This is a genomic window from Mycobacteroides saopaulense, assembly GCF_001456355.1.
GTDB classification, from domain to species: domain Bacteria; phylum Actinomycetota; class Actinomycetes; order Mycobacteriales; family Mycobacteriaceae; genus Mycobacterium; species Mycobacterium saopaulense.
The window spans coordinates 1,992,159-2,016,146 of the sequence record NZ_CP010271.1; the positions used below are offsets into that span (position 1 = coordinate 1,992,159).

At 64.0% G+C, this 23,988-nt stretch carries 24 protein-coding genes; 2 read left to right on the forward strand and 22 right to left on the reverse strand.

The genetic code is table 11. From position 1 onward, the window contains the following. Positions 1-56: 56 nt before the first annotated feature. The 10 genes from MYCSP_RS09845 to MYCSP_RS09890 form a co-directional block, all read right to left on the reverse strand. A complete protein-coding gene (locus MYCSP_RS09845; protein WP_070912787.1) occupies positions 57-1,352 on the reverse strand; it encodes an MFS transporter in 1,296 nt (431 codons plus the stop codon). 74 nt (positions 1,353-1,426) lie between these two features. Beyond that, on the reverse strand, positions 1,427-2,335 hold the full coding sequence (gene thpD / locus MYCSP_RS09850) for an ectoine hydroxylase (protein ID WP_083018063.1): 909 nt from the start codon (positions 2,333-2,335) through the stop codon (positions 1,427-1,429). Continuing rightward, on the reverse strand, positions 2,332-2,724 hold the full coding sequence (locus MYCSP_RS09855; RefSeq protein ID WP_070912720.1) for an ectoine synthase: 393 nt from the start codon (positions 2,722-2,724) through the stop codon (positions 2,332-2,334). Before MYCSP_RS09855 ends, thpD begins: the two co-directional genes overlap by 4 nt. Before the next feature lie 36 nt (positions 2,725-2,760). After that, positions 2,761-4,041 (reverse strand): diaminobutyrate--2-oxoglutarate transaminase, encoded by a 1,281-nt coding sequence (gene ectB, locus MYCSP_RS09860; protein WP_070912719.1) that lies wholly within the window; start codon positions 4,039-4,041, stop codon positions 2,761-2,763. Positions 4,042-4,069: 28 nt separating this feature from the next. Then, entirely contained in the window at positions 4,070-4,564 is a 495-nt protein-coding gene (ectA, locus tag MYCSP_RS09865; protein WP_268793817.1) for a diaminobutyrate acetyltransferase, read from the reverse strand. Positions 4,565-4,840: 276 nt separating this feature from the next. Further along, a complete protein-coding gene (locus MYCSP_RS09870; RefSeq protein WP_083018066.1) occupies positions 4,841-6,484 on the reverse strand; it encodes an FUSC family protein in 1,644 nt (547 codons plus the stop codon). A gap of 3 nt (positions 6,485-6,487) precedes the next feature. After that, on the reverse strand, positions 6,488-7,111 hold the full coding sequence (locus MYCSP_RS09875) for a MerR family transcriptional regulator (RefSeq protein WP_083018068.1): 624 nt from the start codon (positions 7,109-7,111) through the stop codon (positions 6,488-6,490). 67 nt (positions 7,112-7,178) lie between these two features. After that, the gene (locus tag MYCSP_RS09880) at positions 7,179-8,387 is read right to left on the reverse strand and encodes a Dyp-type peroxidase (protein WP_088413697.1); all 1,209 of its coding nucleotides are present in this window, start codon (positions 8,385-8,387) and stop codon (positions 7,179-7,181) included. Between the two features lie 2 nt (positions 8,388-8,389). Continuing rightward, positions 8,390-8,854: a copper chaperone PCu(A)C gene (locus MYCSP_RS09885; protein ID WP_070912713.1), complete on the reverse strand. Its 465-nt coding sequence runs from the start codon at positions 8,852-8,854 to the stop codon at positions 8,390-8,392. Between the two features lie 6 nt (positions 8,855-8,860). Next, positions 8,861-9,577, reverse strand: coding sequence for a FadR/GntR family transcriptional regulator (locus MYCSP_RS09890; RefSeq protein WP_088413698.1), 717 nt, complete (start codon positions 9,575-9,577; stop codon positions 8,861-8,863). 91 nt (positions 9,578-9,668) lie between these two features. Between MYCSP_RS09890 and MYCSP_RS09895 the strand changes: the two genes are divergently transcribed. After that, positions 9,669-10,910 (forward strand): CynX/NimT family MFS transporter, encoded by a 1,242-nt coding sequence (locus tag MYCSP_RS09895; protein WP_088413699.1) that lies wholly within the window; start codon positions 9,669-9,671, stop codon positions 10,908-10,910. Here the strand turns inward: MYCSP_RS09895 and MYCSP_RS09900 are convergent, their stop codons facing one another. Genes MYCSP_RS09900 through MYCSP_RS09925 form a run of 6 tightly spaced genes read right to left on the reverse strand, consistent with a single transcriptional unit; the run spans position 10,911 to position 16,299 of the window. Beyond that, positions 10,911-11,618, reverse strand: a complete 708-nt coding sequence (locus MYCSP_RS09900; RefSeq protein WP_088413700.1) for an anti-sigma factor — start codon at positions 11,616-11,618, stop codon at positions 10,911-10,913. Then, positions 11,615-12,160, reverse strand: coding sequence for a sigma-70 family RNA polymerase sigma factor (locus MYCSP_RS09905; RefSeq protein ID WP_083018137.1), 546 nt, complete (start codon positions 12,158-12,160; stop codon positions 11,615-11,617). Before MYCSP_RS09905 ends, MYCSP_RS09900 begins: the two co-directional genes overlap by 4 nt. A gap of 32 nt (positions 12,161-12,192) precedes the next feature. Further along, positions 12,193-12,966, reverse strand: coding sequence for a DUF1295 domain-containing protein (locus tag MYCSP_RS09910; protein WP_088415553.1), 774 nt, complete (start codon positions 12,964-12,966; stop codon positions 12,193-12,195). 8 nt (positions 12,967-12,974) lie between these two features. Next, complete coding sequence (locus MYCSP_RS09915) at positions 12,975-14,249, reverse strand: class I SAM-dependent methyltransferase (RefSeq protein WP_088413701.1); 1,275 nt, start codon at positions 14,247-14,249, stop codon at positions 12,975-12,977. Next, positions 14,246-14,983: a DUF1365 domain-containing protein gene (locus tag MYCSP_RS09920; RefSeq protein WP_083018077.1), complete on the reverse strand. Its 738-nt coding sequence runs from the start codon at positions 14,981-14,983 to the stop codon at positions 14,246-14,248. The genes MYCSP_RS09915 and MYCSP_RS09920 overlap by 4 nt, the downstream gene beginning before the upstream one ends. Beyond that, on the reverse strand, positions 14,980-16,299 hold the full coding sequence (locus MYCSP_RS09925; RefSeq protein WP_209435432.1) for an NAD(P)/FAD-dependent oxidoreductase: 1,320 nt from the start codon (positions 16,297-16,299) through the stop codon (positions 14,980-14,982). Before MYCSP_RS09925 ends, MYCSP_RS09920 begins: the two co-directional genes overlap by 4 nt. Before the next feature lie 230 nt (positions 16,300-16,529). Here MYCSP_RS09925 and MYCSP_RS09930 point away from each other — a divergent pair, with 230 nt between their 5' ends. Then, positions 16,530-17,423 (forward strand): cyclopropane mycolic acid synthase family methyltransferase, encoded by an 894-nt coding sequence (locus MYCSP_RS09930; protein ID WP_088413703.1) that lies wholly within the window; start codon positions 16,530-16,532, stop codon positions 17,421-17,423. A gap of 18 nt (positions 17,424-17,441) precedes the next feature. On the opposite strand, the gene MYCSP_RS09935 is transcribed toward MYCSP_RS09930, so the two are convergent. The 6 genes from MYCSP_RS09935 to MYCSP_RS09960 all read right to left on the reverse strand — a co-directional run bounded on the left by MYCSP_RS09935 (position 17,442) and on the right by MYCSP_RS09960 (position 23,785). Further along, positions 17,442-17,936 (reverse strand): TspO/MBR family protein, encoded by a 495-nt coding sequence (locus tag MYCSP_RS09935; RefSeq protein ID WP_088413704.1) that lies wholly within the window; start codon positions 17,934-17,936, stop codon positions 17,442-17,444. A gap of 32 nt (positions 17,937-17,968) precedes the next feature. Next, entirely contained in the window at positions 17,969-19,318 is a 1,350-nt protein-coding gene (locus MYCSP_RS09940) for an HNH endonuclease signature motif containing protein (RefSeq protein ID WP_088415554.1), read from the reverse strand. A 79-nt stretch (positions 19,319-19,397) separates the two neighbouring features. Next, the gene (locus MYCSP_RS09945; RefSeq protein WP_162266346.1) at positions 19,398-20,507 is read right to left on the reverse strand and encodes an MFS transporter; all 1,110 of its coding nucleotides are present in this window, start codon (positions 20,505-20,507) and stop codon (positions 19,398-19,400) included. A 47-nt stretch (positions 20,508-20,554) separates the two neighbouring features. Continuing rightward, positions 20,555-21,643 carry a Gfo/Idh/MocA family protein gene (locus tag MYCSP_RS09950; RefSeq protein ID WP_088413706.1) on the reverse strand — a complete coding sequence of 363 codons (1,089 nt, stop codon included), beginning with the start codon at positions 21,641-21,643 and terminating at the stop codon, positions 20,555-20,557. A 2-nt stretch (positions 21,644-21,645) separates the two neighbouring features. After that, on the reverse strand, positions 21,646-22,476 hold the full coding sequence (locus MYCSP_RS09955) for an HAD family hydrolase (RefSeq protein WP_088413707.1): 831 nt from the start codon (positions 22,474-22,476) through the stop codon (positions 21,646-21,648). Continuing rightward, a complete protein-coding gene (locus MYCSP_RS09960; RefSeq protein WP_070912690.1) occupies positions 22,460-23,785 on the reverse strand; it encodes a DegT/DnrJ/EryC1/StrS family aminotransferase in 1,326 nt (441 codons plus the stop codon). The genes MYCSP_RS09955 and MYCSP_RS09960 overlap by 17 nt, the downstream gene beginning before the upstream one ends. Positions 23,786-23,988: the final 203 nt, after the last annotated feature.

Sequence of the window (23,988 nt, forward strand, 5' to 3'; positions counted from 1 at the left end):
CTCTGTTCGTGCCCGCCTTTACTTAGCCCATCCTAACCTAAGCGGTATGGGCGGGGTCAGGCACGAACGACGTCATCCTCTGACTGGGGCGGTTCGGCGTCATCGGGATCTGCGCAGGGGATATCGGTGCCCGCGATGGAGGCTCCGGCCGTCTCGATGAGGAATGGCAGGGCACAGAGCCCGATCACACACGCCAGCATCAAGTAGGCGGCGGGGAACAGATCCCAGCCCGTCTTGTCCACCATGAGGTCGTTCACCAGCGGCGCGGTGCCCCCGAAAGCAGCGGTGGACAGGTTGTAGGAGATCGCGAATCCGGCATAGCGAACCTGAGTGGGGAACATGCAGGGGAAGGTCGCGGTGATGGTGGACAGCTGCGGTATGTACAGCAACCCGAGAACCGCGAAACCAACTATGGCCCAGACGAATCCCTGCCCCATCAGCCAGAACATCGGTAGTGAGAGCGCGAAGAGGCCGGTCAGGGAAAACAGCCACATGGGCTTGCGCCCCACCCGGTCCGACAGCGCTCCGCAGAACGGCAGGAACGCCATCATGGCGATCTCGCCGATCAGGATCACGATCTGGCCCTGAGTCTCGGTCATGCCGAGTCTGGTCTTGAGGTAGGTCGGCTGATAGCTGAGCAGGGTGTAGTTGGTGATGTTCAGTGCGATCACCAGCAGCATCATCACGATCATGGGCCGCTTGTATTCGCTGACGAGATCGCGGAGGCGGTGCAGTGCCGATTCTTGGCCCTCCGGCTCGTGCTCCTGCATGTCGACGAACAGCGGTGGATCGTCGAGGCGGCTGCGCAGATACCAACCGATCAGACCCATCGGCAGCGCGACGAGGAACGGAATGCGCCAGCCCCATGAGTGCATCGCCTCGTCGCTGAGGGTGGCATCCAGGACGAGGACGAATGCGGCACCGGTTGCGAAGCCGCCCAAGGTCCCGAACTCGAGGAAGGAGCCATACTTGCCGCGCTTCTTGGCGGGCGCGAACTCGGCCATAAACGTTGCTGCGCCGCCGTATTCGCCGCCGGTGGAGAATCCCTGCACGACACGCAGCAGAATCAACAGTGCAGGTGCGGCCATACCGATGCTTGCCCAACTGGGCAGCACGCCGATGAGTGTGGTGGACAACGCCATCAGCACGATGGTGATGGCCATGACGCTCTTGCGCCCCAACCTGTCGCCCAGTGGTCCCCAGACCATGCCGCCCAGGGGCCGCAGCAGGAAGGAGATCGCGTACCCCAGCATGGTGAATGCGGTGCCCAGGGTGGGGAAGAAGGCCTGCGTCAGGAAGGTGGTGGTGGCCGCGTAGACGCCGTAGTCATACCACTCGGTGGCGTTACCCATCGCCGATGCCGTAATGGCCCGGTGTAGCTGCCGCCGGCCCTCTGGGGCCTCGAAGTCCGGGCCGGCGGCCGCCATCAGATGCTGCTCGGCGATCGGGGGGTCAGCGGCGTGAAGTCTCGCGCGGCGATGTACTCGGGGCGCGGTTCGTATCCGGCGAAGGGTTTCTGCGGGGTGTTCTCCACCGAGTTGAACACCAGGAACACGTTCGAGCGTGGATAGGGACTGATGTTCGACCCCGATCCGTGCATCAAATTGCAGTCGAACCACAGCGCATCACCGGGCTGGCCAAGGAATAGTTCGATGCCACTCGTGACGGCGGCCTCGGCAAGCGTTTGGGTAGACGGCACGCCGATCTCTTGTTCCACCAATGACTTCCGATGGTTGTCGCGCGGCGTCGCGCCTACACAGGGATAGAAGGTGCGATGCGTGCCCGGCATCACCTGCAGCGTCCCGTTGTAGGCGACGTTGACGGTCAACGCGATCGAGCACGACACCGTGCGCATCTGGGGTAGCCCGTCTTCGGTGTGCCAGGTCTCGAAGTCCGAATGCCAATAGAAGCCGCGCCCCCGGAACGCGGGCATGGCGTTGATGCGGGACTGATGCAGGTATACGGGCCCGCCCAACAGCTGTTCGGCGACATCGAGAACACCCGGCGAGCACGCCACATCCATCACCACCGAACTCAGCACGTGCGCCTCGAAGATGGAACGCACCTCCTGTGATCCGGCCTCCCTGATGATCCTCGGGTCATCGCCGAGTTGCGATGGAACCCTGTCGATCTCGCTTCTCAATGCGGAGACGGTCGCGTCGTAGACGGTGCTGGGCCGGATCAGGAAGCCTTGCTCCGACATCTGAGTCAATGCCGGCGGGGCCAGCGGCCCCTCGTCGGCTGCGCCCCAGACGACGGGCTCGCTCCGCACGATCGGTGGCTGTTCGGCCTCCAGGCGGCTGGGGTAGCGATCGGTGATCGCGGGGGCGCTCATGATAGGACGGGCGCAGCCGGGTATGCGCCGGACTCGTCGTGGACCTCCCGTCCGGTGACGGGAGGATTGAAGACGCACATCATGCGCATCTCGGTGTCTGCGGAAAGTTGGTGTCGCTCATTGCCGTCGAGCAGATACATGCTGCCCGGCCCCAACGTGAACACGTCGCCGTTCTCCAGGTTCTTCAGCGTGCCGGTGCCGGCAGTCAGCCACACCGCCTCGATGTGGTGCTGGTAGTGGAAGACGTGGACAGTGCCTGCGTCGATGGTGGTTTCGTGGAAGGAGAATCCGACTCCGTCATCCGCCAGCACGATCCGCTTGCTGTGCCAGCCTTCACCGCTGACATCGCGTTCGGTACCCGTGATCTGTTGGGTAGTACGGACAATCAAGATGTTCCCTTTCTCTCGTCGTACGCCTTGTCGGAGTTACTGGGCCGATTCCGTGATGGCCTCGCGTAGGGTCGCGATGCCGATATCGAGTTGTTCATCGGTGGTGGTGAGTGCAGGCAGCAGCTTGACCACTTCGTCCTTGGGGCCGGAGGTCTCGACCAGCAGTCCGCGTTCGAACGCGGCCCGGCTCACCCGCGACCCTCGCTCGGTGTCGGCGAACGCGATGCCCTGCACCATGCCGCGACCACGCACCGACACCGAGTCGTCGTCGGCCACCAACGCGGTCAGCTCGGCATGCAGGCGGTCGCCCTTGCGACGCACATCGTCACTGAATGTGCTGTCCTGCCAATACTTCTGCAGTGTCGCGGTCGCCGTGACGAAGGCGGGGTTGTTTCCCCGGAAGGTGCCGTTGTGCTCGCCGGGAGCCCACTGGTCCAGATCAGGCCGGATCAGTGTCAGGGCCATCGGCAGGCCGTAACCGCTGATCGACTTCGACAACGTCACGATATCGGGCCGGATACCCGCGTCTTCGAAGGAGAAGAACGAACCGGTTCGGCCGCAACCCATCTGGACGTCGTCGACGATCAGAATGATCTCGCGCTTACGGCACAGGTCGGCGAGCGCCTGCAACCATTCGGCGCGTGCGACGTTGACGCCACCTTCGCCCTGCACGGTCTCGACGATCACCGCGGCGGGCTTGTTGAGGCCGCCGCCCTCGTCGTCGAGAACCTTCTCGAACCATTGGAAGTCCTCGGTGACACCGCCGAAGTAGTTGTCGTACGGCATGGGGGTGGAATGCACCAGCGGCACCCCGGCCCCCGCGCGTTTCATCGAGTTACCGGTCACCGCGAGCGATCCCAAGGTCATCCCATGGAACGCATTGGTGAAGCTGATGATCGACTCGCGCCCTGTGATGTTCCTGGCGAGCTTGAGTGCGGCCTCTACGGCGTTGGTTCCGGTGGGGCCGGGGAACTGGACCTTGTAGTCCATCCCGCGGGGCGCCAGGATGGTCCGCTCGAACTCTTCGAGGAACTGTTGCTTGGCGACCGTGGCCATATCGAGGCCGTGGACCACGCCATCGGTCGTGAGGTAGTCGATGAGGGCGGTCTTGAGCACGGGGTTGTTGTGTCCGTAGTTGAGCGCGCCCGCGCCGGCGAAAAAGTCCAGGTAGCGCTCACCGGAGGTATCGGTCAGCCACGACCCTGAGGCGGACGCGAAGGTGGTGGGCCAGGTGCGGCAGTAACTGCGCACCTGGGATTCACGCTCGTTGATGACCTTCGGCAGCCCAGCTTCCTGAGCGGGCAAGGTGGCGGTCATTTCTGTATCCCCTTTCGGCCCAATATTTTTAGGCACTGTTATTTGGGCGCTTCATGTGTTCTTGCGGAGTGAGCCGCAGTAATGGCTCTGCCTCATGTGCGTCGGGGAAGAGATCCACGCCGAATCCGTGGGACTCGGTGAGTTCCATGCCGCGCCGGCGGGCAAATCCGGCGAAAAGCGCACGTGAGGCTGTATTGGACTGTGTGACAGTGGTTTCCATGACCAGCGGTTCGCCTTGCAAGGTCGCGAGAGAATCCGCGAGCCAAGCCAGCATGCTGGCGGCAAGTCCGTTTCCGCGATACGCCTCATCGACGCCGACCTGCCAGATCATCAATGACCCGGAGGGGCGTAGGTAACCGGTGACGTAGCCGATGACTTCGTCGCCGACCTTTGCGACGGCGGATGTAGAAGGAAAGTCGGTGCACCACAACACATATGAATAAGAGGAGTTGAGGTCAAGCACGCCGGAATCGCGCGCGATGCGCCACATGTGAAGGGCATCCGACTGAGTCGGGTGGCTAATCGACCACACGGGGGTGCAACGTTTTTCAGTTTGCAGTTCAGTATCGACCACTAAAAATCACCATCACGACAACGTGTTTCGTATCAACTCGGGTTTCGTACCGTTCGACCGTAACCACATTGACACCGGTATGGCCAGGACCCGCGGCGGCGATCCGGGTCAAGTCCCGGCGTTTGCCGAGGGTATCCACATGATGTGACCCTCGTCACATTATTGCGGGACGATGAGAACTTGACGGGATCTTGACGGATGTGCATCGAGATTGCCCGGCAATCGTCACGGGTTGCTGCTGAAGCAGCGCTCCCAACGGTCGGGATCGGCGAGCATCTGTCCGGGAGGTGTGGCCCAACAGGCGGCCACCAGGTCATAACCGTGATGAATGAGTGCTGCGTGCGCCGGCCAGTGCGACTGCAGCCAGGCGGGCTCGTTGTGTGCGGTGTCCACCCCGGCCCGTATGGCGCCCTCAAGTTCGAAGGACAGGTCCCGGGCCTCCGCATATGCGGCGTCGTGGGCGGGCTCGACGCGTGCGGTCGCGATCAGCCCGAGGGCGGCCCTGCGGATACGGGCTTCGGTGAAGGCGAAGGTCCGGCGATGAGCGCGTGGTGCGATCAGATACATCGAGGCCATGGCCACGGCGACGCCGATGATCGTCTCGGCCAGACGGTCGCGCACGATCGATGTCACCGACCCCTGCAGTGTGACCACACCCGCCGAGAGCAGCGCGATGGGGGTCACGAAGATGACGGCGACGGCGTAGTTGCGCGGCAGAAACAGCTCGGTGCAGAACTGCAGCGTCGCGACCGCTGCGATGAGTGCGTATCCGGTGAGGGAAAGCTGATACAGGACCGCGAAGAGGACGAGCCCGATCACCGTGCCCGCGAAGCGCTGTAAGCCGCGCACCGAGCCGTGCAACCGGTCCGGGCCCAGGTGAATGATCACGAGGGCGCTCAGGATCGCCCACTGGGGCCGTGTCAGGCCGACGGCGGCACTGAGGACGCCGGCTCCCAGGCAGGCGACGCCGACCCGTCCGGCGGTGATGGTGGCGTGCGAACGGAACCGCACCGAGCGGCGCAGCCGGTACCAGATGCTGGGCCGCACGACGAGGACGTGATCACCGGGGATGAGGTGATCGAGCACCGTCTTTCGGCCCACCGCAGTCTCGGTGAATCTGCGGTGGGTATCGAGCATGGTTGTCACCAAAGGTGAATCGGAACTCGTGGACAGCCCCGCGTCGTGCAGCGCGGTCCATGCCGACGAGATCGCGGCACCCGCGGCATGCCGGGCGTCGACCGTCGCGTTGCCCGGCCGCGCGTAGACATCGACCGCTTCGACTGCTCGCTGGACGGCGACGCGTTCGGGTTTGTGCCGGTCGATCGCGGCGCCCGCCATCGAAACGATCACGGCGGTAACCGCTCCCAGGCCCGCACAGACGAGAATCCGCATGGGGTCCACACCCCATTCGGTAGCGCCGAGCGCACCACCGCACACCAGGACGAAGAACAGTGCGCCCGGGGGTCCAAGGCGAAGAGCATCGACGGTGTAGACGACCGGGATGGCGACCGCCGTCAGGGTGAGGATGGTCGCCGCCTTGTTGGCGACACCGCCCGGGGCGTGGGTGCCGACCATGGCACCGATCGCGGCGACGAGCATCAGCGTGATACCCGCGGTGGCCACGACCGCGGCGCGCACCCGATAGGGGCGGCCTTCGCCGTACAGGACGGCGAAGGCGCCGTAGGTGACATAGAGCGCGGCATTCGGGTAACCGGCCGCGACGACCATCGCGCCGGGAATCGCGACGGCCGCGGCGGCGCGCAGTCCGATGCTCCAGCGCCGGCCCGCCGGTGGTGCCGAAAACAGAATGGAACGAGCCCGGGCGATCTGCGGAAGCGGATCCGGCGATTCAGGCGCGGGCGGGGTCACACGTCATTTCATACCGTGCCGGTGGCGGTAGGCGCGCTGTTTACAGGCGGGGGAGCAGTAGCGCGGGGGGCGGCCCTTGCCCTGGGTGCTCAGTTGGCCTCCGCAGAAAACGCAATTTCCGGAGCGGCTGCCCGTCATTTCGTCACAGGTCGCAGCAGATTCGTAACAAGTGCCGCGGGCGGCGGATACCAAGTCTGGGCCGGCCGCGCGGCCACGCGGCGTACGGACGCGCAGCTCACCATCCAGGTAGGGGCAATCGACGATGTCCTCGTTCTGGCAGCTGAGTAGGTGATTGAGGTACTCGCGGGCATGGTCGAGCTGTTCGATCCGTGCGGAGATGTCCGCGACTTGCTCGGTGACCGCATGGCGCCAGGTATCGGGTTGTGCAGAATGTGATGTCACGATGGCGGCCTGGCGTAGCGGCATCATCCCGGTGATGCAGCACAGATATGCGATGCCGATGCGCCTCAGGTCTCGCTCGGTGTAGGTGCGGCGGCCGCTGTGCTGTGTCGGCGAACTGAGAACGCCCTGCTTTTCCCACCAGCGCAGCGTGGACGGCGCCAGGCCATAGAGTGCGGCTGCCTCGCCGATGTTCACCGTGGGTTCGGCGGCGGCGGGTCTCGACATCAAGCTCACTTCACCATTGAAACTTAGGTAACCCTAACTTGCAAGGGGTTCATGCGGGCGCTGCCTGCTAGCCCAACAAGGAGTGGCCTAGATAGCCATCCTCGGCGGTGCCGGGCGGCATGACGAACACGGCCGATCCGACCGCGGTATTCCACTGGTTGAACTCGTCCTTGTCGGCCAGGCGTTGTTGGACGGGGACGAACTGCGTGGCGATATCTCGTTGGTATGCAGCGAAAATCAGCCCCGAGTTCGATGAAGCTCCCGGCATTGGTGCGTCGTCGAAGTTGTAGGGGCGTCGCAAGAACCTCTCGCTCGGGCTGCGGTGGCGCGCCAGGGCGATATGGGAGGTTGGCGGGATGACCGGGATGCCGCCGCGGGTCATCGTCAGGTCGGGCTCATCGGATTCCTTGTCGCCGGACAACGGCGCTCCGTTGTCCGAGCGTCGGCCCATCACCAGATCACGGAGCTTGCGGTCCAACTGGTCCCATCCGTCCAGGTCCATCCTGATCCGTCGAAGCACCAGAAGTGTTCCGCCCCTGAGCCACTGATGGTCTTCGCCCTGGTGCCACAGCAGGCTGTCCAGCTCCGCGACGCCGGGGTTCACCGTGCCGTCGACCTGGCCCATGAGATTGCGCATGGTGCCTCCGGACGGGTCTTCGGCGCGTGGCGTCCGGAATCCGGTCTGGCGCCAACGCTCGGAGGCCAGCGAGCGCACGTTCTTCAGTAGCACCCGCGCGGCGTGCGCCACCACAAGCATGTCGTCGGCGCAGATCTGCAGCAGGAGATCGCCTCCGCACCAACGTGTGTCGAGCCGGTCGGTGGCGAAGGCCGGGAAGTCGCGGGCCGAGGCGGGGCATTTGTCCGCCATACCGACCTTGGTGAACACCGACGGGCCCAGACCTGTGGTGATCGTCAACCGTGCTGTGGATGTGGCCAATTCCGGTTCGGTATCGGCCAAGGCGGGTTGGCCTTGGGTCAGCCTGGCCGCGTCGGTGGTCCACAGTCGCAAGATCGACCGCAGGTTCTCGCGGGCCGACCCCGGTTCCGCGGCGGCCCCGGACAGCAGGTCCAGCGCGAGGAACATGGCGTGCGATTGCGCGGCGGTGGAGATCCCTGCCTGATGCTCCCCGTAGAACGGTTCGACAGCCGGAACGCTTTGCGGGCGTGCGGCCTGGGATTGCGCGGACCAGGCGGACAGACCGGCACCCGCGGTGAGGGCGGCCGCAGCGCCGCCGCCGACGATGAGCCCCCGTCGAGAAAGAGAACGACGCGTCATGATCAGGGCTGGTAGTTCTCGTTGCCGCCTGCGAAGTCACGGATCTGGGCTGTCAGGGGCTTTGTCGAGCCGTCCTGGAAGGACAGCGTGATGACGACGTCCTGGCCGGGGCGAAGGGGAGTGGTCAGTCCCATGAGCATCACATGGTCGCCCCCGGGGGACAGTTTGTGTTCGCCGTTGGCGGGAATGACGACCCCGCCTTCCTTGGGGCGCATCAACCCACCGGAGGTCACCTCGTGCAGTTCCACCGATCGCGCGGCGGGTGAGGTGGCGGAGACGATGCGGGCCTCGGTGGAACCGTTGTTGTGCACCGTGCCGAACACGGAGGTCATGGAGCCGTCGGGTGCGGACTTGGCCCACTGGTCGGTGATGGTTACTTCGGAGGCCTGCTCAGCGGGCGTGGACTCATGCGCCGAACAACCGGCGAGCAATGACAGCGCGACTGCTGCCGGGATGACGATCTTCACGTTGAGCTAGTCGTGCGGAAGGTGAGAAAAGTTCCGGCCGGGCAGTTTTCGGCGCAGGCTCAGCTCCGCGAAGAGCTGTTCGGTGGCGGCCTCTGCCGCTTCGATGTCGCCGGCGATGACGCCCTCGACGAGCTTGGTGTGCTCGTGCTCGAATGAGCACTCCGCGCCGATGGGATTTCCGCGCATGTAGTGATCCATCAGGCCCAGCAGTGAGTCGTAGAGCTCCAGGTAGAGCGCGTTATGGCTAGCGGCGACCACGGCCCGGTGGACCGCGATGTCGGTCGAGATGGCGTCCTCGACGTGTTGTGGCGCGACATGCAGGGGCGCCCACAGTTCATTGCGTCGCCGCAGCAGCGCCCGCAGCTGCTCGATGTCATCCTCGTCACGTCGCTGTGCGGCGAGCCCGGCCGCGGTCACTTCGAGGGTCTGCCGTAGCTCGATGAGGTCGCGGTCGTTGGCGGCGGCGAAGTAGTCGGCGATGGCCGAGCCACCGCCGCCCAGGGAGAGCACATAGGTCCCCGAGCCCTGCCGTCGTTCCAGCATGCCCGCGTGGACCAGGGCCTGGACGGCCTCCCTAATTGTGTTGCGAGAGGTTCCCGTGAGCTCGCACAATTCGGGTTCGGTGGGAATGCGCGCACCGATGGCCCAGCGCCCCGACAGAATCTCCTCGCGGAGTTGCTCGGTGACCTGGCCAATCAGTGTTTGGCGACGTACCGGCTGCATGACGGCTCATCGTAGCGTGCGTCGGAAATCACGTTGAACCAATTCATCCATTCATCCTATGATTTGCCGGGCTGCTTAAGGAGGATGACCGGTGACCGCGACCATGCACGACGAAACCCACACCATCTCGGCTTCCGCGCTGCGGCGTGGGCGTGTGATGGTGCTGGTAGCGATTCTGCTGTTCGCGCTCTGCCTCCGGTCCGCGGTTACGTCGTTGACCCCGCTGCTGACCCAGATCTCACGCGAGATCGGGTTCGGATCCGCGGTGATCGGTGTGTTCGGGATGCTGCCGACGGCCATGTTCGCGGTCGCGGGGCTGGTGACGCCTGCCCTCACAGAGCGGTTCGGCCTGGAGCGCACGACGCTGGCCGCCGTGGTGGCCACCGTCATCGGTATGGCGGCACGGCCCGCGATGAACTCGACCGGCGGGCTGCTGGTGTTGTCCTGCCTGGCGCTGCTCGGCATGGGCATCGGCAACGTGGTGATCCCCCCGTTGGTCAAGCGATACTTCTCGCATCGTGTCGCGCTGATGAGCGCGGCTTACCTGACGGTGTTGCAGATCGGGACCACCGTCCCGGCGCTGACCGCGGTTCCGTTGGCGGATGCCTACGGATGGCGATTCTCGTTGGCGGCCTGGGTGCTGGTCCCGGTTGCGGCCCTGCTGCCCTGGATCGGTGTCGTGATCGCGCGCCGCGGCCATGACGTCGACGATCACTCTGCCGAGCCACGTGCGGATTCTGCTGCCGTTGGCCAGGTTTGGCGCTCGCCGCTGGCATGGGGAATGGCCGGCATGTTCGGTATGACGTCCCTGGTGACCTATTCCATGTTCACCTGGATTCCGGCGATCCTGACCTCGGCGGGCGGTAGCGCCTCGCTGGGTGGAGTGATGGTGGCCCTGTTCTCGGCGGTGGGATTCGTTGGCACGCTGACCATTCCTCCGTTGGCTGCTCGTATGCGCAATCCGTTCCCGCTCGTCGCGGCGTGCCTGGTGTGCTTCCTCGTCGGATTCGCGGGCCTGCTGTGGATGCCGATGACCGCCACCGCGGTGTGGGTGATCGCGCTCGGCTTCGGGCCGTCCACGTTCCCGCTGGGGCTGACGCTGGTCAACTTGCGTACGCGTACCCCCGCCGGTTCCGCGGCGTTGTCCGGCTTCACTCAGGGCGTTGGATACGCCGTTGCATGCGTGGGCCCCCTGCTGTTCGGTGTGCTGCACGATGTGAGTGGCAGCTGGTACGCACCGTTCGGCCTGTTGCTTGTCGCGATCACCGTGCTGGGTATCGGCGCGTTCCAGGCCTGCAAGCCCCGGATGTTAGAGGACACTTGGGGACGCTGACTACTGGACAAGTGGTAGTTGTGCGATGACCGGGCCGGTCGGTGTGGCAGAACCCCGCCCGCTCTCGACGGTGAACGCCAACGAGGTGGAGTCGTCGAGGCGGGGTATGACCGCGGTCGTCGAGGGTGCGACGGCCTGAGCGTCCATGGTGCCGGCCGATTTTGGTCCCCGGTCGTCGATCAGCCACATTTGGTACACGGTGCCGGGTTGTGGTGGTGCGACGTTGTTCATCACGAGTACCGCGGTGTTCTGCTGCCGTGAGTAGACAACGGTCGCGGTACCGCCGGTGGGAATCGCCCCGGTGACAGTCCGGACGTCGCTTGCGCTGAAGACCTGCTGCGCGGTCGGCGGCGGGGGGCGCAGGATGGTACCGATTCCGGCGGCGGCCAACCCGATGGCGGTGGCGGCCGCGACGGCGACCAGTGGAGCTCTCCATCGGTTGATATTTGTTGCCCCGGAGGTCCTTTGGGCGTCTCGCGCCACAATCTTGAGTAGTCGTGGACGGAGCCGGGCCGGGGGTTCGGTCGCGGTGCTCGCCGCCAAGGTGGCCATGGTTTCCCGTGTGGCGCGCACTTCCTGGGTAAAGGAGAGGGTTTGTTCGGTCGCGCCTGCGGACAGCCACCGGTCGATCTGGTCTCGTTCGTCATCGGGCAACGCGTGCAGTGCATAGGGGGTGGCGGCCGTGATGAGGTCATTGGGTTCGGTCATGGTGTCCCCAGGCATCGGCGCAGCGCCTTGATTGCGTCACGCATCCGAGATTTTATGGTTGCCAGATTGGCGGCAAGCCGTTGCGAGACTTGGTTGTACGTCAAACCGTCGTAGTAGGCCAGATGCAGGCATTGGCGTTGGGTGTCGGTGAGCGTGTCGAGGCATTCGGTGACTTGCCGCTGCTCTTCGTTGAGGATTGCCGATTCTGTGACCACGTCGGCGGCTCGTTCCATAGTGGCGGCGCCGTAACGTGACTCGCGGTCGGCTGCGGATTGTTCCGAGCGCACGCGGTCGATGGCGCGGCGGTGAGCCAAGGTCATGACCCAGGCCAGCGGAGATCCGGCGGTGGGGTCATAGCTTTGGGCTGAACGCCAGATCTGTAGGTAGATCTCCTGCGTCGTCTCTTCGCTATAGCCGGGGTCGCGTAATACCCGCAACACCAGCCCGTAGACGCGTGCGCGAGTGTGATCGTAGAGAGCGGCGAAAGCATCGGTATCGCGGTCGGCGACACGGCGCAAAAGGGCATCCAGGTCGCCGGTCACGGACGTGAGCCTAAACGTATCGCGGAGAATGTTCATGGCATTGCGCGCTTCGGGGGTCGCGGGAGGAAAAAGGAGACCTGGCTCTGGTACTCGTCGAATCCGGGCCGCCCGGCCATGGCCTTCTCGGTGCGGCGACCTCCGGTGGCATAGACCAGGAAATAGGTCATCAGCACGGGGTAGGGGACAGTTGCCAACGATTGCCAACCGGTGACGGTGACGAGCCACAGCCCCCACCACACGCAGGCATCTCCGAAATAGTTCGGGTGCCGCGTCCAGGCCCACAAGCCTTGGTCCATGATCTTGCCTTTGTTGGCAGAGACCTGCTTGAAACGGCGCAGTTGATGATCACCCACTGTTTCGAAAATCATTCCGAGCAGCCACAATCCGAAGCCGACCGCCAACACGGGACGCAGCGAATCCGGAGTGGGCCCTTCGACGGCTGAACGTTGGATGGGTATGGAGACCAGCCACGTGGCGGCGGCTTGGATGGCGAAGATCTTGCGGAGCACATGCGGCACCGAGAAGTCACCGTCAAGCAAGTCGCGGTATCGCGGATCTTCGCCTTTTCCAGCCGATTTCACCAGCATGTGCCAGGAGAGCCGGGCGCCCCATATTCCGACGAGCACGAGCAACAGAACCCGGCGCTGCCAATCACCGCCGCCCAGTGCGGCGCACACCGCTGCCACTGCGATGAACCCGAGACCCCACGCGACGTCGACCACGTTGTAGCGCCCGATGCGGTAGCCGATCAGGAAAGTCACGCTGTGCACAACCACGACGGCGCCCAGAGAGCAGCCCATCACCATCAGAAAATTCATTGCTGGCCTCGCTGGAAAATCCATTGGTGGACATCGAGATACCCGGAACGAAATCCGGCTTCGGAGTAGGCGAGGTACAGCTGCCACATGCGGTAGAAGGCGTCGTCGAAGCCCAACGACGACACGGCCTCGCGCCGGGTCGCGAACTGTTGACTCCACAGCCGTAGTGTTTCGGCGTAGTGAGGACGCAGTGAGGTCATCTCGACGGTCCTCAGATGTGTTGCTTCAGTGGTTGTCTCGGTGATAGCTCGCACCGAGGGGAGCAGACCGCCAGGGAAGATGTACTTCTGTATCCAGGTATGAGTGTTGCGACTGGCCAGCATTCGCTCATGGGGCATGGTGATGGTCTGAAGGGCCAACCGCCCGCCCGGTTCAAGCAGCCTGTCGATGGTTTGGAAATACGTTGTCCAAAAATCGAATCCAACCGCTTCGATCATCTCCACGGACACGACGGCGTCATACCGGCCATGTACGTCTCGATAGTCGCGCAGCTCTATCTGCACCCGGTCGGACAGTCCGGCAGCTTGCGCCCGCTGCTGGGCCATTATCTGTTGTTCGCGCGACAAAGTGACCGATCGGACCTGCGCGCCGCGGGCCGCTGCCGACAGGCACAGTTGCCCCCAACCCGTGCCGATCTCCAGAACGCGGGTGCCGGGGCCCACCTGCGCGTGATCTAGTAGGCGATCGATCTTGCGTCGCTGGGCGTGCACAAGTGTGTCCGTTGAGCCCGGAATGCGGTCGAACAGTGCGCACGAATAGGTCATGGTCTCGTCCAGGAACAAGGCGAAGAACTCATTCGACAGGTCGTAGTGATGCGCAACATTGCATAGGGCTTGGGGCGGCTCGTTGTACTGTGCCCGTGGGATACGCGGAACGGCGATACGCCGGAAGCGTTGCAGCACTGGCGGAACCAGCTCTTCCATCGATGCAGCCAACGGGGTGAGAAAGCCAGTCAGGTCGTCGCAATCCCAATCGCCGGCCATGTATGACTCACCGAACCCGATCAGGCCGGACTCGCCCAGGCGTCGTGCCAGTACCACCGGCCGCCGGATCCTCATCGTGGGCAGGGACGCATCGGCTGCACCGACAACGGAGCCGTCGGGGTATGCCAACCGTACTGGGAGCCGCGAAGCCGCCCGACGCAGCAGTTTGTCGGCCGCTGCCGCGCGTGCTGCCGCCAGCGGCCCCGAAGAAACTCGCCCGGTATCTGGCCGACGGCGCAATCCGCAATCTCCCAGATCAGTTGTTTCGCTGTCGATATGCCCGTTCACGCTGTCTTCGTCCTCTCATGTTCGGGTGTGCGCTCTACCACCGGTAGCCCTTTCAGCCATAGCCTGACCCCTTCTATGCGGATGGCCAGCGCACCCATCAGCGGCGCCGCGGGCGCAATGACCTGCAGCCGCAATAGTTCACCGATTCGGGCATTGCGCCGGGTGCCGCGGACTGCGGCGAAGAATGGCTGCTGACCGCTGCGCTGCAACGCGATGCTGATGTTCAGCGTGTCGCCGGGGAGGGGGGCACGGACGTGGTACCGCCCGTCTACGTCGTTGAAAGGTGACACGTAAAACCGTTTGGCTACTGCTGAATTCGCGACAGGAGGCAGAAGATATGCGTGTCGCCCGCCGTAAGTGTTGTGGACCTCGGCAATCACGTGCACCAGAGTGCCGTCGCGGTCGCGGCACCAATACAGACTCAATGGGTTGAAGACATGCCCCAACACCCGAGCTTGCAGCAGCGCGGTGACGGTGCCACCACTGAGATCGGCTCCGTGTGAAGCCAAGAATCGATCCACACGTTGTCGCATCGTGTCATCGACGTCCCCCCAGAAGTGGTCCCGCGCCTGGAAGCTTGCGAAGGCTCCGAGTCCGCGGGGTAGGCGCGGCGGCTTGTCGACATCGATATACCAGCAGTAGCCGCGATAGGTGAACCTATGTGCCACCGGGGAGCGCCGCACGTGGACGATCCGGGTGCGGTACAGGCAGGGAACCAAGGGCGCTGAGCTCATCGCGCGTCCACCCGCCGATCGCGCTGAGTGGCCGAAGGCGTCGCCCAGTATCGGCCCAACGCCTGGGCCGCCCGCAGACCTGACGCTGCGCCGTCCTCATGGAAACCCCACCCGTGGTAGGCCCCGGCGAACACGATGCGGCCGTCGTTGAGGCTCGGCAGTCTGCGTTGGGCAGCCACAGATTGCGATGTGTAGACAGGGTGGTGATAGGTCATTTCGGCGAGTACTGCCGCGGGCTCGACCAGGCACTCGCCGCCGAGGGTGACCAGAAATCTTTGCGGTCCAGGCAATCTCATCAATCGGGTGATGTCATACGTCACCACGACGCCCTGGCTGTCGTCCTTGCTCAGATAGTTCCAGGACGCGCGGGCCGCTGCGTAGCGGGGCAAGAGGGACTCGTCGGTATGCAGTTGCGCCGAATTGCTCACGTAACCAATGGCTCCCAGCACTGCACGCTCGGCGGGGGTCGGCTGCGCCAGTAGGCTCAGCGCCTGATCGGAGTGCGTCGCAATTACGGCGGCATCGAACACTCTCGGTGGGTGTCCTGTCGCCGTTACCGTCACACCCCCTGCCGGGATGCGCTCGACCTGGGAGACCGAGGCACCTGCGAACGCCTCGTGTATGCCGCTGACCACGGCATCGACATACGTGTGCGAGCCCCCTTTGACCGTTTTCCACTGCGGCGATCCGAACACCGACAACATGCCGTGATGGTCGAGGAACCTGAACAAGTACTGCGCCGGATACGTCATGGCCTGCCCGGGCGGGCACGACCACACGGCCGCCACGAGTGGTGTCAGGAAGCGATCGACGAAGAACTGCGAAAATCCCGACTGCTGAACGAAATCCCCGAGTTGCACCGCTTCGCCCCTTGGGTCGGCGAGCAGGCGCCGCGCGCAGCGGTGAAACCGCTTGATCTCTGCCAGCATCCACAGATAGCGGGGCCTCGCCGTGGCCGGGGACGCGAACAAGCCGCGCGGTCCGCGCGCGCCGGCGTATTCCAGGCCGATGCTGTCATCCCGCACCGACATCGACATGTCCGCGTCAGCGGTCTCGATACCGAGTTCGTCGAACAGCCGGCACAGCGTGGGGTAGGTCCGGTCGTTATGCACCAAGAACGCGGTGTCGATCGCGGTCGGGGCACCTGGGCGGACGTGGACGAACTGCGTATGAGCATGGCCGCCGAAACGTCGATCAGCCTCGTACAAGGTGACCCTGTCGTGGCCAGAGAGCACGTGGGCTGCGGTCAACCCGGCCACACCACTGCCGATGACGGCGATAGATCTCGCACCGGTGGGGGCTGATATTGCATTCACACCCAATATTCGGAGTAGACCGGCCCGCGGATGGGTATGGCTGTTTCGGGCGGCGCCTCGGCATGGGCTCAGCTTTTTCCGCAACCGGCCCATCCGGAGGACGTTTGGCACCGAATTGACAACAGAGCCGCGCGCACATGCCCCCCGAGTGCGGCCACTGACGCGCACCCGCAGACGAAAGGCCTGCGGTCAGGAGACGTTGCCGTACCGCTATGAAAGGTTCCGCTCAGATGTCAAAAGCACCACGCCTGCGCCCGCATTTCAGCGATGTTCAAGCTCATTACGACCTGTCGGATGACTTCTTCCGGCTCTTTCTCGACCCGACCCAGACATATAGTTGCGCCTACTTCGAGCGCGACGACATGACCCTCGAAGAGGCACAGATCGCCAAGATCGACTTGGCGTTGGGCAAGCTCGATCTGGAGCCCGGCGTGACGCTGCTGGACGTGGGCTGCGGTTGGGGCGCCACTCTCAACCGGGCGCTGGAGAAGTACGACGTCAATGTCATCGGCCTGACACTGAGCAAGAACCAGAAGGCGCACGTCGAGGCCCTCTTGGCGGCATCGTCGAGCACCCGGTCAAAGGTCGTCGAGCTGCGTGGCTGGGAAGAGTTCGACGGCAGCGTCGACCGGATCGTGTCGATCGGCGCGTTCGAGCACTTCGGCTTCGATCGTTACGACGACTTCTTCAGATTCGCTTACAACGCGCTACCCGATGACGGCGTGATGCTGCTGCACACCATCACCGGGTTGCATCCCAACGAGGTCATCGCAAAGGGCCTGCCGCTGAGCTTTGAGCTGGCACGGTTCATCAAGTTCATGGTCACCGAGATCTTCCCCGGTGGTCGGCTGCCCACCATCCAGATGGTGCACGAGCATGCCGAGCGGGCGGGCTTCAGCTGTACGCGCACACATCAACTGCAGCCGCACTACGCGAAGACCTTGGACCTGTGGGCCACGGCGCTTGAGGAACACAAGGACCAGGCTGTCGCGATCCAGGACGAGACGGTTTACGCGCGCTATATGAAGTACCTGACCGGATGCGCCGACGCGTTCCGCACCGGCTACATCGACGTCGCCCAGTTCACCCTGCCCAAGCTGCACATCCCGTATCTCGAAAAATAGCGACCGTTGGGCAAACGACTAGCTATTCAGTTGCCACACCGAGAAATTCAGGACCGCCGCATATGTCGTCCACGCCACATACGGAAGCAGCAGAATTGCAGCCCATCGGCTCCGGTGCCAAAACAGCATCACTGTGGTGGCGATGAATCCCCACAGCACCAGGATTTCGATGAATGCCGTTCCCCGCCAGCCAAGGCCGAAGAACAACGGTGTCCACGCCATGTTCAGAAGGAGTTGTATGCCGTAGACCGCCAGAGGTATGCGGTTTTCCCGCGAGGGCTGAGATCGCCATACCAGCCATGCCGATACCGCCATCAACGCGTACAGCGCCGTCCATACGGGGCCGAACAGGGATGCCGGCGGAGCCCACCCGGGTTGTTGCAGGCGTCCGTAGGATTCCGCAGCACTTGCCGCGGCCATCCCGCCAACTCCCGCGACGATGGCCACCGCGATCACGGACACGGCGAGCCCGGCCCATTCTCTGGGCCATCTGCGTGAAACCCCTTGAGTCATATCGACATAATAGCGCGATGTGCTGACGTCCCCTAGAAGGGCGGCGGATTGGCCTCGGCGTAGGCGGCCTGCACGTTCGCGCGTTCTAATCGGTCTTGCCGGTTGAGGTTTCGCTCGTCGCGTTGGCGTCGTTGACGGTCCTGGGTTCGCGTGCGGGCACGCGTGAGATTGTTGAACAGCAGCCCGCCGGCGGGGGTGGTGATGTAGGTGTGCCCGGTTGGTGCCTTCCATACGACGGTGCCATCGGGTTCCTGAACTTCTCGCCATCCGCAAAACGTCTTCAGTAGATGATGCTTGCGGCACAATGCTTTGAGATTCTCGGCGTCGGTACGACCGCCGTCGGCGTAGGAGACGCTGTGGTCCAGGTCTGCGGTGTCGGCAGGGCGAGAGCAGCCAGGAAAGCGGCACAACTGATCCCGGCACCGCACAAAGGTGTCGAGTTTCCGGGTAGGCCGGTAGCGATCTGTGCCGTCGGTCGCATCCAGGAGATGGACGCGGGCGCCGGGTTGTGCAGCGATCTGGCGAGCCTGACCGGCACTGATCACTCCGAACCCGGATACATGGCCCGGCTCAAGGCTTTCGGGGTCTTCCAGGGTGTCCTGGTTTGCAACCATGTGCACGATAACCTGTGTATCGGCGACACCGCGGCCGGTGCAGTCAGCGGCCGCGCAGGTGCACCGCATGCGATCGAGGCCTTGGGTGAGGGCGCCAATGGCATCGGCACGCCGCTGTGCCGTGGTGCGCGGGTCCGCGCTGCAGACGGTTCCTACAAGCTGCTCGAGACGTTTGTCGAGTGCGACAGCGTGCGGGGTCTGCAGCACGCCCCAGATCTCCGCGAGTGGGTCGCCGGTGTCTAGTGGCCTGATCTGGATGTGCCGGTCATCGGTGGCGGTCTTGGTGCGGCGCACGGCATCACGATCGTGGCGGTAGACCAGGGAGTCCAGGGCGGCGGTGATTCGTTTGATCGACCAGCGTTCCCAGCGAGGCAGTGCTTCGGAGATCGCCGCGTCCACGGCGGCGACCACGCAGTCATCCTCGAGTAGTTCAGTGCGGCCGATGATCAGTGCGATGGTGCGAAAGTCGATGTCGCCCGCAGCGAATCGCTCGGCAACTGACCGCAGGCGATGTCGCAGCACATAGGCGTAACGCATCTGGTGTGAGGCCAACGCGTGGGTGATGCCTTGCGCGGCGGCCACCTGGGCGGCGACCTCGTCCCAGCGGTCCACCGTGAACCGATCGCGTGGGTCCTCATGTTCGGGATCGGCATGGCGGTCTACCAAAACCCCAATAGCCGAGAGACGCCGCGAGGCAGCCTGCGCCTCGGCACGTTGGGAGGAACTGATCACGTCGATCAGTTCGCCATCCCCCAAGGTATCGAACATACATTCGAACATACTGGGGGAATGGCCAGCAGGCAAGGGGTTTCGACAACAACTTCCCGCGCGCCGGTAACGGACGGCATCACGCGGTGGAATGGCTGTTTCTGGGCGCGACGATGAGAATCACCAGTAGCGCGGCAGCCCCAGCGAACAGCAGCGGGACGCCGCGCGGTCCGAAGGCATCCAGGGTGGTGCCGACGGGGAGCGCCATCGCGGCACCGCCGAGGCTTGCCGAGGCCACGAAGTAGCTTGTCATGATCGGAATCGGGATTCCTCCGATTCGGGTGGCGAGGGTCAGTGCCACCGGGAACATCGCGGCCGCGAGCAGCCCGGCCGCGATCACCCACGGCAAGGCGGTTGCCAGTTCGTCACTGAAGCGCGCGAGGCCCAGCAGCGCGGTGGTAAGTCCAATAGCCAGTACCGCCAGAGCTTTTCGCCCAACAATCGTATGCACGACACTCACCGTAAGTAGGCGACCGGCGGTGATGCCGAACCAGAATCCGCTCACCGCAAGCACGCTGGTCGTTGCCTCGCCGTGGGAGTCGACGATTCGCGGCAGGAAGTTCGCGAAGTTGGTCTCAAACCCTGCGTAGACGACGGCGAAGACCAGCAACAGGCAGGCCGCGGTAGTCGGTATCCGGCGTACTGCAGGCCTCGGTGCTGCGGACGCCCCGGCCGTGTCGACCTGCGTGCGCGGACTCAAGGAGGCCCTGTGCGTGCGTGTCCAGACCACACACAGTATGGCCATCGCCGTGGCGGCGAGGGCCACCGGCGCACGCCAGGAGATTACCGGCGACAGCACGAACACCAAGACCGGAAACAGCAACGCGGCAAGGCCAAAACAGGCCTCAAGCACCGTCAGGGCGCGAGGTCCGCGTGCGGGGTCCAAGGCCAGTGCCCCGATCTGTGTCTCCAGCGAGCCCGCTGCCGCGCCGAGAATGACGCTGGCTCCCAGGAGAATCGGAGGGCTCAGCACCCACAGCGGCGCAGACAGTGCGATCGCAAATAGTGCCAGCGCGATGGTGATGTGCCGGCCGACGCCGATCCTGGTGCTGAGGCGAGGCGCCGACAGTACGCCGAGCAGGAATCCGGTGAACTGCGCGGCGATGAGTGCTGCCAAGGTCTGGCTGGCGGCCTCGACCGGCAGCGCATAGGGGGACACGGTGCCCCAGAACACATGTGCGGTGCCCACTCCGGCGTAGGCGCCGCACGATGCGAGATGGACGTGCCCGGAGCCGGTCACAATTCGACGGGACTCGGCAACGTGTAGTCGACCGGCAATCGCTCCGACTGGGACTTGCTGCCGCGCAGCAGTGTCTCGAGCACCTCCTGGGCGGCCAGACCGTCCTCGAACGTCGCCAAGGTCTGACGATTCATCGATACTCCGCCGGTGGAGACGAGACGACTCCAGTGATCGATTTCCGAGCGAAACGAATCCGACCAGCCGTGTACTTCGTTGGCCGGGTCGGACAGCAAGGTACGTTCCAGCTCAACAGTTTCGGTCTCGGCACCGCGTGAGATGAGGTAGTGCCCGGGGTCGGCCGTGTGGTAGCGGAACACGGCATTGGTCCCCACGATCCGGATGGAGAATCCGCAGTCCGCGGTCGGTGCTGCCTTGGATGCGATCAGGGAGAAGATGCTTCCGGTATTCAGACGGCCGTAGATCTCGGCGTGGTCGTCGACCTCAACGGCCTCATCGCCTTTGTTGTTGACATGAGTGGTGATTCGCGCCTGGCATTCGTCGACGAGGATTCGGCCTCCCGATATGTAGGTGAGCAGGTCGAGTAGGTGAACCCCCAGATCGCCCAGCGCTCCGCTGGTGCCGTTGGAGCGGCCGCTGTCGCGCCAGGTGTGGTTCTTGCGGCGGTATGCGGAATCCTTTCGGAAACCGAGTTCTAGCGCGCAGATCGTGCCGAAGTCGCCGCGCTGGAGCCTGTGGCGCAGCTCGACCACGACCGGAAGATGCCGATAGTTGAATCCGACGAGCGCAGGGGACGTGATTTCGCCGGCGGCCGCCACCATCTCCTTGGCCTCGACTCGTGAGAGCGCCAAGGGCTTTTCGCACAGCACTGATCGTCCGGCGCGTAACGCCGAGAGCGAGTGGTCGCGATGCGTGAAGTTGGGTGAGGCGACGACGACAGCATCGGAAAGTCCCAGCAGGGCATCGACATCGGTCACCGGGGTGCCGCCATGGGCATGGGTGAACGTCGCGGCTGCGTGAGCATCGATATCCAGGACCGCCACCAGTTCAGCGGATTTGAGGGTATTCAGGGCGCGCGCGTGTGCGCGGGCGACGCCGCCGGCGCCGATGATTCCGACTTTCAACATGACTACTGCTCCTTTGTGAGAATGTGGCGAATGGTGTCGAGGACTCCGCCGGCATGAGGCCGGGCGGTGATATGTGAATGCGCTCTGCGCGCCTCGGCGGTGGCATTGGAGACCAGCCATGCGTGACCGGCACACGCGAGCATGCCGAGGTCGTTGCCGCTGTCGCCGAAAGCCAGAGTGCGGGTGCGCGGTACCTGCCAACAGTCCTGCAGGAAGAGTGCTATCTCCTTTTTCCCTGCACCCAGCGGCAGAAAGTCGACATCCAGGAAGCCCTCGGGATCGCCGGCAGCGGGGTTGCAATGGTTGACGTTGACGGCGAGAGACTGGGCTGCTACCAGACGACGCAACGAGCTGACCCGGCCGTCTTCGTCGAGGTCCTCCACAACCGCATGCAGATAGAAGTTGCGCTTGTAGACGCCGGCTCCGTGGGTCGACTGTGGTCTGAGATCAAGATCCGGCCGTGCCGCCAGCACGCGATCGACCCGTGCCGAAAACTCCTGGGGAGTGGGGAACCGGGCATGCCAGCGCGGGTCGGCGGTCAACTGTCCGTCATTGTCGGCGACGAGCAGGTCCGTGCCCAGGTTTCCGCCGATGAACGCGGGCCGCAGGCCACTGGCCAGTTCTTCGAGTCTCCCGATCACCGTGGTCGGGGCGCTGCCGGTGATGAATCCGAACCGCAGACCAGCGGACACGGATAGATCGTTGACGAGTTCTGCCAGGTCGGTCAGGTCACGTTGGGAGCGGATCGCGGGGTCGTGTGCGAAGAATGTTTCATCGAAGTCGCACAGCACCAGCCAGTCCGTCTCGGTGCGGGTGTTAACGAAGGACGTCATGCAGAGCACCGATCACGCGGTCTTGCTCGGCGAGTGTGAGCCCGGGGTAGAGCGGGAGCTGGAACATTCGCGCATGTGTAGCCTCGGTGCGAGGCAACTTGACACCCTCGAATATGCCTGCCGCCGAGGGTGTCTGGTGTTTGTGCGTGAGTACCGGATAGTAGAGATCTGTGGCGACTCCGGCCTCTCGCAGCGCGGAGGTAACGGTGTCTCGATTCTCCTGGGCTGTTTCTACGGTGAACAGGTGCCAGACATGATCGACGTCCCAGTCGGGGAGCCGAAGGCGCCCGTCGTGGCTCAGGTCGGTGAGACCTTCCACATACCGTCGGGCGAGGATGCTGCGGGCCAGGTTGTTCTGGCCCAGCCAGTCGAGACGGGCGCGCAGTACCGCGGCTTGCACGTTGTCCAGACGGGAGTTGAGTCCGTATCCACTTGCTTTGACGTTCTTTTGGCCTGCCGCGAAGCCGTGATAGAGCAGTTCGGTCACCCGTCGGGCAAGACCGGGTAGGCGGGTGGCCACCGCACCGGCTTTCCCTATTGCGCCGAGGTTCTTGTAGGGGTTGAAACTGAGTATCGCGGCATCGGTGAAGTGCCCCAACCCGTCAAGGCCGATTCCCTGGCATGCGTCCTCCACGACGGGGATGCCATGGCGTGCAGCGACTTCCGTCAACGCGTGAATGTCGGCGAACGCACCGTACAGGTGCACCGGCAGTACCGCGACCGTCCGACTCGTGATGGCCGCCTCGACCTCTTCAGGGTCCAGCAGGTAGTTGTCTGCGCGGGTATCTACCAACACGGGCCGTGCGCCCGTGAGGAATACCGCGTTTTCGGTGGCTGCAAAGCTGTTGGCGGGCATGATGACTTCGGTACCGGGACCCGCGCCGAGCGCGAGCAGCACGGCGGTCATCGCATCGGTGCCGCTGGAAGCTCCGACAACGTGGTCGAGCCCCAGGTAGTTCGCGATCTCGTCTTCAAACGCATCGACGTGAGGGCCGGAGGTGAACTTTCCGGTCGGCAGCACACTCTCGATCGCCCCGCGAATAGCGGGTAGCTCCGCGGCGTTGACCAACCTGGCCAGCGGTAGGAAATCGACTGTGTCAGGAGCTATTCCCGGTGCGAGCACATCGCCGACGCCCCGTAAGCCCGGGTGCGTGGCCAGGTCGCGGAGCGTGGTGTAGGCGCGACCTGCCGGGATTTCGTCAGGATGCACCCCTCGCCCGGAGAGTATGGCCTGGGTGAACGCGCGGGTTATCGAGGACGGCGAGGACCCGGCGCGTGCCGGCAGATTTGTGGATTCTGCAATAGACATAGAGACTCCCGGAAAGAAAGCAGGTTAATCAATTTTGATGGCGACTTGTCGGTGCCCGCCGGGGCGTCATGCGTCGACGGATCTAATAGGCAACGTGTCATTTAATTGCGCTGCCGTCAATAGATATCGGCGCCGCTTTCACACAGCCATCATGCATGCTTAACTTCTAATTAATCTGATCAGCGTGTGCTTAATTTATCCGC

Excerpts from the sequence above, each read along its gene's own strand:
- thpD (WP_083018063.1), bottom strand. The coding sequence starts at position 2,335 with ATGAGCGCCCCCGCGATCACCGATCGCTACCCCAGCCGCCTGGAGGCC.
- MYCSP_RS09955 (WP_088413707.1), bottom strand. The coding sequence starts at position 22,476 with ATGACGTCCTTCGTTAACACCCGCACCGAGACGGACTGGCTGGTGCTG.
- MYCSP_RS09950 (WP_088413706.1), bottom strand. The coding sequence starts at position 21,643 with ATGTTGAAAGTCGGAATCATCGGCGCCGGCGGCGTCGCCCGCGCACAC.
- MYCSP_RS09960 (WP_070912690.1), bottom strand. The coding sequence starts at position 23,785 with ATGTCTATTGCAGAATCCACAAATCTGCCGGCACGCGCCGGGTCCTCG.
- MYCSP_RS09920 (WP_083018077.1), bottom strand. The coding sequence starts at position 14,983 with ATGAGCTCAGCGCCCTTGGTTCCCTGCCTGTACCGCACCCGGATCGTC.
- ectB (WP_070912719.1), bottom strand. The coding sequence starts at position 4,041 with ATGACCGCCACCTTGCCCGCTCAGGAAGCTGGGCTGCCGAAGGTCATC.
- MYCSP_RS09890 (WP_088413698.1), bottom strand. The coding sequence starts at position 9,577 with ATGCAGCCGGTACGTCGCCAAACACTGATTGGCCAGGTCACCGAGCAA.
- MYCSP_RS09880 (WP_088413697.1), bottom strand. The coding sequence starts at position 8,387 with ATGACGCGTCGTTCTCTTTCTCGACGGGGGCTCATCGTCGGCGGCGGC.
- MYCSP_RS09845 (WP_070912787.1), bottom strand. The coding sequence starts at position 1,352 with ATGGGTAACGCCACCGAGTGGTATGACTACGGCGTCTACGCGGCCACC.
- MYCSP_RS09940 (WP_088415554.1), bottom strand. The coding sequence starts at position 19,318 with ATGTTCGATACCTTGGGGGATGGCGAACTGATCGACGTGATCAGTTCC.
- MYCSP_RS09910 (WP_088415553.1), bottom strand. The coding sequence starts at position 12,966 with ATGGTGATGGGCTGCTCTCTGGGCGCCGTCGTGGTTGTGCACAGCGTG.
- MYCSP_RS09930 (WP_088413703.1), top strand. The coding sequence starts at position 16,530 with ATGTCAAAAGCACCACGCCTGCGCCCGCATTTCAGCGATGTTCAAGCT.
- MYCSP_RS09900 (WP_088413700.1), bottom strand. The coding sequence starts at position 11,618 with ATGACCGAACCCAATGACCTCATCACGGCCGCCACCCCCTATGCACTG.
- MYCSP_RS09875 (WP_083018068.1), bottom strand. The coding sequence starts at position 7,111 with ATGTCGAGACCCGCCGCCGCCGAACCCACGGTGAACATCGGCGAGGCA.
- MYCSP_RS09935 (WP_088413704.1), bottom strand. The coding sequence starts at position 17,936 with ATGACTCAAGGGGTTTCACGCAGATGGCCCAGAGAATGGGCCGGGCTC.